12 protein-coding genes are annotated in these 13,423 nt (G+C 70.8%); 5 read left to right on the top strand and 7 right to left on the bottom strand.

The window, feature by feature from the left end:
* Positions 1-130 precede the first annotated feature (130 nt).
* Both ABZT18_RS09755 and ABZT18_RS09750 read left to right on the top strand, forming a co-directional pair.
* Positions 131-1,021: an aminoglycoside phosphotransferase family protein gene (locus ABZT18_RS09755; RefSeq protein ID WP_354993887.1), complete on the top strand. Its 891-nt coding sequence runs from the start codon at positions 131-133 to the stop codon at positions 1,019-1,021.
* A gap of 24 nt (positions 1,022-1,045) precedes the next feature.
* Complete coding sequence (locus tag ABZT18_RS09750) at positions 1,046-1,480, top strand: hypothetical protein (protein WP_354993888.1); 435 nt, start codon at positions 1,046-1,048, stop codon at positions 1,478-1,480.
* A gap of 9 nt (positions 1,481-1,489) precedes the next feature.
* Here the strand turns inward: ABZT18_RS09750 and ABZT18_RS09745 are convergent, their stop codons facing one another.
* Genes ABZT18_RS09745 through ABZT18_RS09735 form a run of 3 tightly spaced genes read right to left on the bottom strand, consistent with a single transcriptional unit; the run spans position 1,490 to position 4,328 of the window.
* Positions 1,490-2,731, bottom strand: a complete 1,242-nt coding sequence (locus ABZT18_RS09745; RefSeq protein WP_354993889.1) for a glycosyltransferase family 4 protein — start codon at positions 2,729-2,731, stop codon at positions 1,490-1,492.
* 5 nt (positions 2,732-2,736) lie between these two features.
* Positions 2,737-3,663, bottom strand: coding sequence for an NAD(P)-dependent oxidoreductase (locus ABZT18_RS09740; protein WP_354993890.1), 927 nt, complete (start codon positions 3,661-3,663; stop codon positions 2,737-2,739).
* On the bottom strand, positions 3,660-4,328 hold the full coding sequence (locus ABZT18_RS09735; RefSeq protein ID WP_354994061.1) for a sugar transferase: 669 nt from the start codon (positions 4,326-4,328) through the stop codon (positions 3,660-3,662). The genes ABZT18_RS09740 and ABZT18_RS09735 overlap by 4 nt, the downstream gene beginning before the upstream one ends.
* A 341-nt stretch (positions 4,329-4,669) precedes the next feature.
* Here ABZT18_RS09735 and ABZT18_RS09730 point away from each other — a divergent pair, with 341 nt between their 5' ends.
* The 3 genes from ABZT18_RS09730 to ABZT18_RS09720 are packed head-to-tail and all read left to right on the top strand — an operon-like array spanning position 4,670 to position 8,223.
* Positions 4,670-5,713, top strand: coding sequence for a polysaccharide biosynthesis protein (locus ABZT18_RS09730; RefSeq protein ID WP_354993891.1), 1,044 nt, complete (start codon positions 4,670-4,672; stop codon positions 5,711-5,713).
* On the top strand, positions 5,710-6,699 hold the full coding sequence (locus tag ABZT18_RS09725; protein ID WP_354993892.1) for an SDR family oxidoreductase: 990 nt from the start codon (positions 5,710-5,712) through the stop codon (positions 6,697-6,699). Before ABZT18_RS09730 ends, ABZT18_RS09725 begins: the two co-directional genes overlap by 4 nt.
* A 60-nt stretch (positions 6,700-6,759) precedes the next feature.
* Positions 6,760-8,223 carry an O-antigen ligase family protein gene (locus tag ABZT18_RS09720; protein ID WP_354993893.1) on the top strand — a complete coding sequence of 488 codons (1,464 nt, stop codon included), beginning with the start codon at positions 6,760-6,762 and terminating at the stop codon, positions 8,221-8,223.
* Between the two features lie 53 nt (positions 8,224-8,276).
* Here the strand turns inward: ABZT18_RS09720 and ABZT18_RS09715 are convergent, their stop codons facing one another.
* Genes ABZT18_RS09715 through ABZT18_RS09700 form a run of 4 tightly spaced genes read right to left on the bottom strand, consistent with a single transcriptional unit; the run spans position 8,277 to position 13,214 of the window.
* Positions 8,277-9,539 (bottom strand): glycosyltransferase, encoded by a 1,263-nt coding sequence (locus tag ABZT18_RS09715; protein WP_354993894.1) that lies wholly within the window; start codon positions 9,537-9,539, stop codon positions 8,277-8,279.
* Positions 9,536-10,822 (bottom strand): glycosyltransferase, encoded by a 1,287-nt coding sequence (locus ABZT18_RS09710; protein ID WP_354993895.1) that lies wholly within the window; start codon positions 10,820-10,822, stop codon positions 9,536-9,538. The genes ABZT18_RS09715 and ABZT18_RS09710 overlap by 4 nt, the downstream gene beginning before the upstream one ends.
* Positions 10,819-12,252: an oligosaccharide flippase family protein gene (locus ABZT18_RS09705; protein WP_354993896.1), complete on the bottom strand. Its 1,434-nt coding sequence runs from the start codon at positions 12,250-12,252 to the stop codon at positions 10,819-10,821. The genes ABZT18_RS09710 and ABZT18_RS09705 overlap by 4 nt, the downstream gene beginning before the upstream one ends.
* Positions 12,249-13,214 (bottom strand): NAD-dependent epimerase/dehydratase family protein, encoded by a 966-nt coding sequence (locus ABZT18_RS09700; RefSeq protein WP_354993897.1) that lies wholly within the window; start codon positions 13,212-13,214, stop codon positions 12,249-12,251. The genes ABZT18_RS09705 and ABZT18_RS09700 overlap by 4 nt, the downstream gene beginning before the upstream one ends.
* Between the last annotated feature and the right edge of the window lie 209 nt (positions 13,215-13,423).

The raw sequence follows: 13,423 nt of genomic DNA, 5'->3' as shown, positions 1-13,423 counted from the left end.
TGCCGGAAGTCAGGCAGGCATCCCGAGCTGGCACCTATGAGTTCTGCTTCACCTCGCGCAACGCCATCCATGGCAGCGGCAGCGCGAAATCGGATCGCGTGGCGGTGGGTTCCGGGGTGATGATCTCGCGATGAAGATGCATGCCGACCAGGTCGACCTGAGCGTGGACGTGGTCGCCACGCTGGTGGCCGAGCAGTTCCCCCAGTGGCGGGCGCTGCCGGTCCGCCCGCTCGCCTCGACCGGCACGGTGAACGCCCTGTTCCGGCTCGGTGCGGAGATCGTGCTGCGCTTCCCGCTGCTGCCGAGCCTCGATCCTGAACTGCGTGCCGAGCTGCGGCAGGAGCAGGAGCACGCTGGGCTGCTCGCCGCGCACCTGCCGGTCGCCGTGCCTGAACCGCTCGGCCTCGGCGGGCCGGGCGAGGGGTACCCGGGGCCGTGGGCCGCGTACCGCTTCATTCCCGGGGAGACCGCCCAGCCCGACCGGATCGGCGACGCGGTGAGCTTCGCTCGCGACCTCGCCGACGTCGTGACCGCACTGCACGGCATCGACACCGGCGGTCGGGCCTGGCCCGGGTCCGGCCGGGGTGGCCCGCTGGCCGATGAAGACGCCGGAGTGCGGTCGGCCCTTGCCATCAGCGGCGAACTCACCGACACCGCTCGGCTCGCCGAGATGTGGGACCGCTGCCGGGACAGTCCCCGGTCCGACGCCGTCGACGTGTGGATCCACGCCGACCTGATGCCGGGCAACCTGCTGGTCCGCGATGGTCTTCTGGTCGCGGTCATCGATCTGGGCACGGTCAACGTGGGCGATCCGGCGGTGGACCTGATCCCGGCGTGGAACCTGCTCGACGGCGGGTCGCGGGAGACGTACCGGCGGGCGTTGGGCGTGGACGACGCGACGTGGGAGCGGGGGCGCGGCTGGGCCCTGGCACAGGCGATCAACGCGCTGCCGTACTACGTCGAGACCAACCCGGTGATGGCCGGCATCGCCCGACACACGCTACGGGCCGTACTCGACTGAGCCGGCTCGCGTACCGTCAGCGTCGTGGGTGAGCGGGACGACCGGGACTGGCGGGAGCGGCGGGAACAGGCGGTGCGCGCGCACGCCGATGCGGATGCCCGGACCCGCGCCGCCGAGCAGGCCACGGCGGCGGAGTTGGTGACGCGCTTCGCGGCCGACGCGGCCGGGCGTGGGCTGCGCACGGTGCGGCTCACCGCCACGGCCTACGACGGCCGGCACCGCTACCGCACCGGCCTCACCGGCTGGTACGTCGACCGGGCCCACACCCGGGCGGTCGATACCCGGGGAGGTTTCTACCTGTTGACCGTGCCGGTCAGCCTGCGGTCGCTGCTGTTCGGCGCCGCGCCCGAGCCGTCCCCACCGCCTCTGGTGATCGGCCGTGGTGGCCGCGACGGCGAGTCCATGCCGCTGGAGGTGCTGCTCCGTCAGCGCCTCGCGGCGGGCGACGACTGGCGCTGACCCCACAGGTCACCGCTGCCGGTGGCTCTCCACCGCCTCGCACAGCGCCCGCTCGACCCGCTCGGCACCGGCGGCGACCGAGAAGACCCGGTCGTAGTGCACCCGGCCGGCCTGACCGAACAGCTCGAGCTTCTCCCGGCCCAGGCCGCAGAGTTCCCGCAGGCCATCGGCGATCGAGTCGGGGTCGCCCGGTCGAGCGGTGATTCCCGCACCGCTGTCGTGCGCCACGGCGGCGGCGTCCCCTTCCGCGGCGACCAGCAGCGCGCGCCCGGCGGCGAGGGTGGCCTGCACCTTGCTCGGCATCGTGTACGCCGACATGCCGCCAGGTCGCAGGCTCACGTAGTGCGCGTCCCCGGTGGCCATCAGCGCGGGCATCCGGTCTCGGGGCAGCTGCCCAAGGAAGCGGACATTTGTGGCTTTCACCGCCTCGGCGCGGCGGCGCAGCCGGTCCTCAGTGGTGCCGGAGCCGGCGATCAGGCAGACCAGCCGGGGGTCGCTGATGCGGGCGCAGGCGTCGATCAACGAGTCGAGCCCCTGCGCCTCGCCGAGCGCGCCGGCGTACACCAGCACCACCTGGTCCGCGCGTAGCCCGAGTTCCGCACGCAGGTCCGCGACACCCGTGCGCGGTGTCTCGTCCGCCCAGACCGGAATGTGGACGAGCTTCTCCCGCGGCACACCCCGGCCGGCGAGCAGGTCGGCGGCGCCGGGCGAGACATAGGCGACCCGGGCCGCGCTGCGGTACATCCCACCGCACCAGCCGGCCATCCCCCGCTCGACCATCCGCGACACCCGGCCGGTGCCGAGGAAGCCGCTCGCCACCGCGCTGTCGGGCCAGAGGTCCATGACGTGCAGCAGCGCCGGCACCCGCTGCACGTACCGGGTGAACCACATCGGCAGGGCCACGCTGATCGGCGAGTTCCCGACCCAGAGGGCGTCCAGGCCCCGCAGGGCCGGCGTGCCAGAGACCAGCGCGGAGACGGCGAAGGAGCCGTAGTTCGCCATCCGCCGCAGCGCAGAGCGGTCATGGCTGGGATAGAGGGCTACCCGGCGGATCCGGGTCGTCCCGTCGATCTCGTCGAGGCGGCGGGCCATCCGGTAGCCGGGGGCCAACTGACCGTTGGGGTAGTTGGGGAAGCCGGTGAGCACCTGAACCTCGTGCCCCCTGCGGGCGAGGGCCGTAGCGAGCATCCCGGGAAGCGCGGCAGGGCCGGGCTCCGGGTCGAACCACTGGGTGAGCAGGCCGATCCGCATCGGCCTCACCTCGCCGCTGTGCCAGCGACGGGGCGGGCGGACTGCTCGCCGTCGGCCTGCCACAGCGTGCTGAGCGACTCACTCAGCTCGTACGCCGGAGCCCACCCGAGCACGCGGCGGGCGCGCTCGACGTCGGCGCACATCCAGGGCACCGAGGCGGAGCGGCTGGCGTCCGGCGCGAAGCTCCCGTCCCGGATCCCACCGGTGAAGCCGGCCACTTCGGCCAGCAGCCCGACGACGGCACGCGTCGCCACCGCCCTCCCGCTGCCCACGTTGAAGACCCGCTCCGGCCCTGGCCGGCAGCGCGCCGCCGCGAGGACCGCCGTCGCGACATCCCGCACGTCGACGAAGTCCCGGTACGTGTCGTGCAGGCCCACCGCGATCTCTCCCGTTCCGACGGCCACCGCCGACCTCACCATCGCCGTCACCCGCGAGAGCACGTTGCCCGGCGGCATTCCCGGGCCGACCGGGTTGAAGATCCGCAGCACCATCGTGTCGACCCGGCCGGCACCGCCCGCCAACTCCGCCAATCGGGTAGCGGCCAGGTGGCTGAGCCCGTACTCGCTCACGGGTGTGCCCGGGTATTCCTCGCCGACGGCGAGGCCGTGCGGCACCGCGCCGTACTCGGCCGCCGAGCCGATCCGGATCAGCCGGGCTCCGGGTACGGCGGAGGCCACCGCCTCGATCAGTTTCGCGGTCGTCACCACGTGCGCCTGCACGAAGTCGTACCCGGAGCCGACGATCCGCCCCGCCGCGGTCACCACCACGTCGGGTTGCTCCCGTGCGACCAGCGCGGTCAGGTCTGGCAGCTCCACCCGGACCAGGTCACACTCCGCGCGGGTGATCGACCGGACGGTGGTGTGGGCGGCCAGCGCCGTCCCGATGTGCCGTCCCAGGAATCCACCAGCGCCCAGCAGCAGTACCCGAGTCATCGCCGGTTCGCGGAGTCGTGTTCACCGGCCGGCGACTGCGCGGGCGGGTTCCCGGTGAACTCGTGCCAGGTGGCCGCGCCCGGCGCGGAGATTCCCTGGCGGCCGAGCACCACCCAGACCGTGGCCAGGACGATCCTCAGGTCCAACAGGAAGGACCGCCGATCGACGTACTCGACGTCGTAGGCGAACTTCGCACCCCATTCCAGTGCGTTACGGCCGCGTACCTGAGCCAGCCCGGTGATCCCCGGTCGCACCTCGTGCCGACGGGCCTGTTCCGGGTTGTAGAGGCTGAGGTAGCGGACGAGGTGTGGGCGGGGACCGACCACGCTCATCTCGCCCCGCAGCACGTTCCAGAACTCCGGCAGTTCGTCCAGGCTGCTGGCCCGCAGCCACCGCCCCACCCGGGTGAGGCGATCCGCATCGGTCACCAACCCCCGGTCCGGGTCGGGGTGGCGCATCGTGCGGAACTTCACCACCTCGAACAGCTCGCCGTGCAGCCCGGGTCGGGTGTGCCGGAACAGCACCGGACGCCCGTGCGCCAGCAGCACCACCAGGGCCACCAGAGCCATCAGGGGTGCGCCGAGCAGCAGCACGAGAAGGGCGCCGAGCACGTCGAAAAGCCGCTTCCAGCGATCGTACGGTCGCCGGGTCGTCGTGCCGGCCAGAGGTGTTTCCCGACCGGTCGCGAGGCCGGAAGCGCCGGCGCGCGTCGGGGCCGCGTGGATAGCAACTTTTGGCATGCAGTACGCATACCACCTTTTCCGATCGCCAACTCCGCCTTCACATTAATGGCATTCCGCGAGTCGACAATGGAGGGCGGTGGCCGCCCCCGACGTCAATGAGCAACGCTCGCGTATCTGTCGGCGGCGCCTGCGTGGACACTAAACGCGACTCGATCTCCTTTTGACGGAAGTGGTCACGGTGTCTTTTATGCAACTGTATGGTCGCGTTCGACGAGAATCCGATTTCCCGAGGATGGCCCGACGGGAAACAGGCAGGAGAAGATGTGGTTTCCTCGCTTTCGGACAGGCGATTCCTGATCACCGGTGGCACCGGATCCTTCGGCCAGACAATGGTCTCCCGACTGTTGGACGCCGGTGCCGCAGAGGTACGGGTACTCAGCCGCGACGAGTCGAAACAGGACGCGATGCGGCACCGCCTCGGCGATGACCGGGTCCGCTACTACGTCGGCGACGTCCGGGACTACGACAGCGTGCTCAAGGCCGCCCGGGGCATGGAGTTCGTCTTCCACGCCGCAGCCCTCAAGCAGGTGCCCTCCTGCGAGTTCTTCCCGCTTGAGGCCGTTCGCACCAATGTGCTCGGCAGCGCGAACGTGGTGGACGTCTGCGAGCGAGTCGGCGTCGAGGCGCTGGTGCTGTTGAGCACCGACAAGGCCGTCTACCCGGTCAACGCGATGGGCATGACCAAGGCCCTGATGGAGAAGGTCGCGCAGGCGCACTCCCGGAACAACCCCGCGGCCCGGACCCGGGTCTGCTGTGTGCGCTACGGCAACGTCATGTACTCGCGTGGCTCGGTGATCCCCCTGTTCATCGACCAGATCCTCCGGGGCGGGCTGCCGACGGTCACCGAGCCGTCGATGACCCGCTTCCTGATGTCGCTGGGCCAGTCGGTCGATCTGGTGGAACACGCGTTCCGACACGGCCAGCCGGGTGACGTCTTCATCCGCAAGGCGGACGCCTGCACCATCGGCGACCTGGCCACCGCGCTGTGCAACCTGTTCGGGGTGCCGGCGAAGTTCAACGTGCTCGGCATCCGGCACGGGGAGAAGCTGTACGAGACCTTGGCCAGCCGCGAGGAACTCACCCACGTCGAGGACCTCGGCGAGTTTCTCCGCGTGCCGGTGGACAGCCGCGACCTGAACTACTCCCTCTACTTCGAGGAGGGGGACGTCGAGAGCGGCAACCTCGCCGACTTCCACTCACACAACGCCCGTCGGCTGTCCGTACCGGAAATCGAGTCGCTGCTGCTGACGCTGCCCGAGGTGCGCGCACAGGTCGACGCCGCCGCGGCGGCGGCCGTAACGGCATGAGCACCGGTACCGGCGGCAGGCGACCGGACCTGGTACCCCGTCGGCGCAGCGACCTCGGGGAGGAGCCGCGCCTGGCGCGACGGGTCCTCGTCGTCGGCGTCACCGGCATGCTCGGCCACGCGGTCATCCGCGAGCTCAGCGACGATCCGGACCTTGAGGTCCACGGCGTTGCCCGGAGCATCGAGGACCGTGCGGGGTGGTACCCCCGGCGTCTGCTCACGCGGATCACCCCGGGCGTCGACGCGACCCGGTTCGGACAGGTCCGGCAGTTCATCGATGACCTGCGGCCGGACGTTGTCGTCAACTGCGTGGGTGTGATCAAGCAGCGGCCGGACGTGCAGGACGCGGTGCAGACGGTCACGCTCAACGCGCTCTTTCCCCATCTGCTGGCCGACACCTGCGCGCAACTCGGCAGCCGCCTGGTCCACGTCAGCACCGACTGTGTCTTCTCCGGCCGACGGGGCGGCTATGTCGAGGACGACCTGCCCGACCCACCTGACCTCTACGGACGGTCCAAGCTGCTGGGCGAGGCAACCGGGGTTTCCGCGCTCACCCTGCGCACGTCGATCATCGGACATGAGCTGCTCACGAACCGCTCCCTGGTGGACTGGTTCCTCTCCCAGCGGGGACGGGTGCGTGGCTTCACCAGGGCCATCTACAGCGGTGTGACGACCGTCGAGTTCGCTCGGCTGCTCCGCACGGTGATTCTGCCCCGGGAGGACCTGACCGGGCTGTACCACGTGGCCGCCGAGCCGATCTCGAAATACGACCTCCTCCGGCTGATCGCCGAGGTGTACGGGTGGCCCGGCGACATCGTGCCGGACGACAAGTTCACCTGCGACCGGTCGATGCACGCGGACGCCCTCGCCCGCGCCACCGGCTACCGGCCGCCGAACTGGCCGGACATGATCCGGGCGATGCACGCCGCCAGGGCCCGTTGGGCCGTCGAACAGGCCCGCCCGGGCCTACAGGACGTGCCGCTCTAACGGCGGACCAACCGACAACCGCCCGGCAGCGCCGGCCGGCCGGAGTTCAAAGGACATCACGTGGGAAACCGGATGGGCCAACTGGGCCTGCTTGTCGGCGCGGCGTGTCTCGTGGTGGTCGCCACCATCGCCGCCATCAACGTCCCGATGATCGCGACGGGGATGGTTGCGTTGGTGCTGCTACTCGCCTTCGCGCGGCGGATAGACGGCTGGCGGTGGATGCTGACCTTGACCATGGCGTTGTTGGTCTGCGCCTCGTCCAATGTGCCAGCCCTGGTCGAGGCCAGCTTCTACCCCAGGTACGCGGCGGTCGCCGGCCTCGTCCTCTGGGGGCTCTGCCTACCGGGCCAGCCGGCATCGCGGATCGATGTCTGGACCCGCGTCTTCATCGCCGCGCTCTGGGCGATGGCCGGTCTCGCCACGCTGAGCTTCGCCTGGTCGGTGGTGCCGCTGGAGACCCTCCAGCGGGGCGTCGCGCTGCTGCTGCTGGCCGCGCTGGTGCACGTACTGGTCCGACGCCGGTGGCCCGATCGGACCATCATGATGGCCGACCTGCGTGTGGTCTACCTGGTCCTCAGCGCTTCCACCGTGATCAGCCTCGGTCTCGGGCTCGCCGACGGCACGCTCGTCGCCGCGATGTCCAGCATCGAGCGCTTCCAGGGCCTCTACAACAACCCCAACATGCTCGGGATCGTCTGCGCCCTGACAATCCCGTTGGGCTGGGCGGTCTACCGGCAGTCCCGACGGCACGCCGCGCTGCTCGGCATGGTGCCGGCCGCCGCCTGCCTCCTGCTGTCCCAGTCCCGCACCGCGCTGATCGCCGTGCTCGTCGGTGCCCTCTGGATCGTGCTGCGCTACGGGCTCGGCCGGATGGTGCGTCTGGCCGCAGGGGTGACCGCCATGCTGTTGGTGGCCCACCTGTTCAACCTGCTGCCCACCATCTTCGCAGCGCCCTGGATGCGGCAGTTCGTGCTGCGCTTCACCGATCCAGCCGGCGGTGATCTGTCCAACGGCCGAACCCAGATGTGGCAGGCGACCGTCGACCTGTGGTGGCAGAACCGTCCCACGCTGGGCTTCGGGTACGCGTCGCGAAACCACCTGTTCGAACTCGCCGGTTACGACGAGTTCCTCGGGACGGGGGTCAGCGTGGTGCACAACAGCTACCTGCAGTTGCTGCTGGAGCTGGGCCTCGCCGCCGTGCTGCCGCTCGTGCTGCTGCTGGTGGCCGCCGGGAGGGTCGTGCTGCGGGCCCCCGTGGGTCGGGCCGGCTCGGGTCTGGTCTGGCTTGTCGTCACCGGACTGCTGATCCAGGTCACCGAGTCGGCCATGTTCGGCACGGGACAGACCTACCCGTACGTTTTCTGGTCCGTGGTCGCCGCGGCGCTGCTGCACCTACCCGGAAGCCGGCAACGCCTGGAGCGGGACGCCTCCGCCCGCACCGACCTGCCACACGCGGAGGCGCGCCAGCAGCGGACCGGCGCATCCGACACCACGCCGCGCCGCCCCACCCCCGTGCTGCGCTGAACCCTGGCGGCACCGCCGGCCCGAGCCAGGACGCCTGCCGTACGGGCCTCGGGTCAGCTGCGGCGGCTCGCCGTTGCGAAGGCGCTCACCCGGTCCCGCCAGGCCCGGTGGTCGAACGACTCGCGGGCCCGTGACCGGGCCGCCTCGCTCATCGCCGTCCAGTCCTCGTCCCGTAGCCGCAGCGCCCGCTCGATCGCCAACCGGACATCATCCGGGCCGTTGCCGTCGAGCACCAACCCCTCCACCCCGTCGTGCACGTAGGCGGCCAGGTCACTCGTGTGGTTGAGCAACACCGGGCAGCCGGCGGCGAGACTCTCCGGCACCTTGGACGGGAAGCCGTTGGCCGCGTACCCGCCGGTGGGGCGGACCAGCATCGAGAAATGCGACTCCGACAGCATGGTCAGCACGGTTTCGCGAGAGACGCGACCCAGGAACGTCACATCGGCGGACACCGCGTCCAGCACCGCGACGTCCAGGTCCGAACGGGCGGCGACGTCCTCGTAGCTGACGCCGGCGATGGTGAGGCTGACGCGCCGCTGGTGCTCCGGCGCGAGCTGGCTGATCCCCCGCACGATCACGTCGAGCATGTCCTTGCGCCCGGGGGTGCCCGCATACAGCAGGCGCAGGCCACTGGCGAGCGAGGGCGGCTGCGGCGCCCGGAACTCGTCGCAGTCCACCTGCGGGGGCACCACCAACACGTCCAGTCCGTGGCCCGTCAGGTAGTCGGCCAGCGTGGTGGAGACCGCCGTGGCCCGGTCGACGAGCCGGGTCGCCAGGAAGGTCGACCAGCGGTGCCGTAGGAAGTACGGGGTGAACCAGCCGTGCCGGAACTGCCGTCGGTCGTGACGCTCGCTGGCGTCCACCACCACCGGGCATCGCAGCGCGAGGCGCAGGGTCGCCCAGTTGCCGAGGGTCATCAGGGCCATCGGCAGCAGGACGACGCTCACGTCGCCGCGACCGACGCCCGCTCGGCGTACGGCCCGCAGCACCCGTACCGGTCGGGCCAGCCGGGCCGACATGCGGGTGAGGTAGTTCGAACCCCGGATCCGCATGGTGACCAGGTCGATCCCGGCCACGCCAGACAACCGGGACGGGAAGGCGACTTCGCAGGGCCAGTCGTTGACGACCAGCGTGTACGCGCCGTCCGACGCGGCAGAACGGGCGAGTTGCAACAGGCGGTTGGAGGTGGCGTCACCGTGCGGGAAGGCGTACGCGCCCACCAGCAGCGGACGCGGCAGGCCAGCCCTGCCAGCCCGGGCAGCCGATTCTCCGTCCAGCCGAGGTTGCCGGCCGAGCACCATTGTCTGATCGTTCATCTCTCACCGTTCCGAGAAGGCCGGCGACCGGCTCCGTCTCCTGATAGCCGTTCCGTATGCGGGCGGGCCGACGCCCACCGTTGGTAGATCGCCAGGTGGGTGGTGGCCGCCGTGTCGATGGCGAAGACGCTGCGCGCGAACCGCTCCGCGGCCGCCGGGGCCGTTGTCGTCTCGGTGTACGACGCCGCCGTGCACACCGCGCTCGCCCAGACCTGTGGTGCGGCATCGATGTCGACAATGGTCACGCCGGGCAGGTGCTCGTCGATGAAGCGCACCCCCGGGAGGTCGGTGGCCACCGTGCCGATGCCCAAGGCGACGGGCTCCAGCACCCCTCCGGGAAGGCCCTCCAGGCAGGAGGGGTGGACCACCACGTCGGCCTGACTCAGCAGCCCGCCCACGTCGTCACGCGGGCCCAGCAGGTGCACCTGGTCAACGAGACCGGCCGCAGCCGCTACGGTCCGGACGCGGTCGTCGTCCGCGTCGTCGCCCGGTCCGACGAGTACGGCGTGGGCCCGCACTCCCCGGTCGCGTAGCTCGGCCAGGATCGGTGGCAGCAGCCAGCGCCGCTTTTCCGGTGAAGCCCGACCGACGCTCACGCAGACCAGGTCCGCCGGGCTGGCGCCGATCAGTTCCCGCAGATCGTCGCGGCTGGGCCGGCTGAGTCGGTCGAGGTCAAGCCCGTTGAGGACCACCTGGCAGCGGGGGTCGGCGTGCCAGCGCGGATCGTAGGCGAAGGTGAGCGAGCTGGGCGAGACTCCGAGGATGTCGGTGGCGGAGAGGCGCAGCAGTCGTCCGCAGATCCACCGGTAGACGCGTCGGCGCAGGTTCCTGTGCTGGTTGTCGTCCCCCCGGAAGTGTGCGACGCGTCCGGGCACGCCGCGCAGGGCGGCGAGCGAGAGCAGCACGCCGGAGAAGTTGGCGCAGTCGACGTGCACCACGTCCGGACGCAGGTGCCGCAGCAGGCGGAGGAAGTGGATGACGAAGCGCGCGTCGAGTGGTATCGGAGTGATCGAGCCGCCATGCCTGCTGACCACGTCGGCCAGCGGTCCGGGACCGACCCGGTCGCTGAGCGTCACCAGGTGCACCTCGACGCCGGCGGCGAACAACCGTGGCAGCAGTTCGGCCGTCCGCATCTCCGTGCCGCCGAAGTTCAGCTCACCGACGACCCGCAGCACCCGGCACCGCTGACCGCTCCCCTGGTGCTCGTCGACCCGGACGTCAACTGATGAGCCAGGCAGCCGAACCTCCACCGCCTCCTCATGGCGGCCGACGTAGCCGGTCACGACGGCCCGCACCTGGCGAGCGCCCGCCGGTACCCCACCAGCACGGCGGGCCACATGGTGACCATGTACGCGACGCAGGCCGCCGCCGGCAGGCCGGCGAGGCCGAACTGTCGCAGTCCCCAGATCTTGAGCACGGTCGCCAGCACCAGGAACGATGCCCAGCCGACGAACTGTGGCCGGAGCAGGCCGATGCTGTTCTGCACCAGGATCAGCGGGGAGGTGACCGCGAGCAGGAAGGACCAGCTCGCCAACCCGATCAGGACCGTGACCGGGATTTCCGATCGATCGATGCCGCCGATCCAGAGGTCGATCAGCCGGTGACCGTAGCCGACCAGCACGACCCCGACCGCCCCCACGATCAACCCGTAGAGCAGCACCATGCGCCGCGTGTTGCGGCGCACCCAGGCCACCTCGCCCCGCGCGAGAGCGGCACCGTTGACCGGCCAGACCGTCATGCCGACCAGCCCGACGAAGATCGACAGGACGCCGAACAGCTTCCCCACGACTGCGTAGTGCGCCGCCGTGGTAAGCCCGAGAACGTTCGCGATCAGCGGGCTGTCCACGTTCAGCGCGATCGCCGACATTGTGGTGAGCGCGAAGAACTGCAGGCCCAGTCGGAGCAGGCCGACGGCCGTGGCCCGGTGTACGAGTTTCGGGCCCGGCCGCCGCCCGTGTTCCTGGAACCAGAAGTAGGTCACGCAGTTGAGCAGGTTGGTCACCGGCACGGCCAGTACCGCGCAGGCGATGACCGCCAACGGTTCCCACCCGGCGGCGATGGCGCCGAGCACGGCCGCCATGCCGGCCAGGGCCCCGGCCGACTGCCAGACGTTGCTCTGCACCACCTGTCCACGGGCGTACTGGATTCGCTGGATCAGCGAGAGGGGAATGTTGACCGCGAAGGCGCCGAAGCAGAGCAGGACCAGGGCGGACGCCTCGGCGGCGACGTTCGGCTCGCTGACGCTGAACAGCGCGGCCCAGGGCACCACGGGCGCGACCAGCACGAGACCCGCCAGCAGCACCACCGCGACCACGCCGAGAGTGGCGAACGCGCTGGAGATCTCCCGGGCCTGTTGCCTGGCATCGTCGGCCAGGTGACTGAGCCGGGTGAGCAGCCCGTTGCCCAGCCCCAGATCGGCGAACCAGGCCATCCCGGTGAGGGCGGTGACCGCCATCCACAGGCCGTACCGTTGGTCACCGAGGTATCGGAAGCAGGCCGGGGTGATGACCAGGGGCGCGGCCAGGCCGATACCCTTCGCCACCATCGCGGCGGCAATGCCCACCGTGACCGTGCGGTCCCGATCCTTCGACGCCGCCGGGCCTGTCGTCGGCGCGGCGGGCGCGACCGTCGTGCCGGCAGGAGACGCGGCGGCAGGAACCGCCGCCACAGCGGCCACCGGCTCCGGATCGGCCCGACTCCCTGCCTGGGTCACCGGGGTACGGCAGGCACGGCACGTTCGGCACCCAGCCGCCCGGCCATCCACTCGACGGTCGCCCGCAGGCCCTCCGGGCGGGCGACCGGTGCGACGGTCGGGAACAGTTGCCGCAGGGTCGTGTTGTCGGCGAGGGAGTGCGGGACATCGCCGGTACGCGGCGACGCGTACTCGCGGGCGATCGGCCTCCCGAACAACCCCTCAAGCTCGTCGAGGACCTGCAGCAGGCTGGCCCGGGCGCCGAAGGCGAGGTTGACCGGATGCGGGTGGTGTACCCGGCGGCGGAGCGCGTCGAGGATGACGTCACAGACCGTACCCACATAGGTGAAGTCGCGGGACTGCGTGCCGTCGCCGTGCACCACCGCGGGTTCGGCACGCAGGGCGGCATGCACGAACCGGGGGATGACGGCTGCGTACGCGTGGTCGTGCCGCTGGCCCGGGCCGAACACGTTGAAGAAGCGGAAGGCCAACGTCGGCAGCCCGAACGACGCCTGGTGGGCCAGGGCGTACGCCTCGGCGGCAAGCTTGCTGGCCGCGTAGGGACTCATCGGGCGGGTCCAGGTCAGCTCCGCCTTGGGCAACGCCGGGTTGATGCCGTACACCGACGAGGAGGAGGCCACCAGGACGTGCGCGACGTCGTGCCGGCGCGCCGCCTCCAGCACCATGAGGGTGCCGGTCGCGTTGGCGTGGTGGGAGGCCACCGGGTCGCGCAGCGAGCGCGGAACGCTGGGCAGCGCGGCCAGGTGGACCACCGCCTCACGGCCCGCCATCGCCGCGTCCAGGGCAGCTGGCTCCAGGATCGATCCCTCGATGAATTCGACGTCCAGACCGTCGAGGTTGCCCCGCAGCCCGACCGAGAGGTCGTCGAGGACGGTGACCTCCTTGACTGTGGGCTCAACCAACGCGGCGCGGGCCAGGTTGGACCCGATGAAGCCGGCTCCGCCGGTGATCAAGATGCGCATGAAACCCCCCGTGTACGCAGATCACCTGTACATCGAGTGAGCACGGGCCGCGTGACGGCGACGGCGCGAAATTCACCCTGTTCAGCGCGCGGACCGCGTGCCCCGACACCGACCGGACGTCACCGTCGACCGACCGGGCACCGGGGTCCGCCGATCAGCCACATATGTTGTCCGGGCGCCGACCGAGAACTGGCGCCAACCGTGCGGGC

The organism is Micromonospora sp. NPDC005291, assembly GCF_040607415.1.
Lineage (GTDB): Bacteria > Actinomycetota > Actinomycetes > Mycobacteriales > Micromonosporaceae > Micromonospora.
Note: the sequence above shows the minus strand (reverse complement) of the source record. Positions and strands in the feature narration are given on the sequence as shown.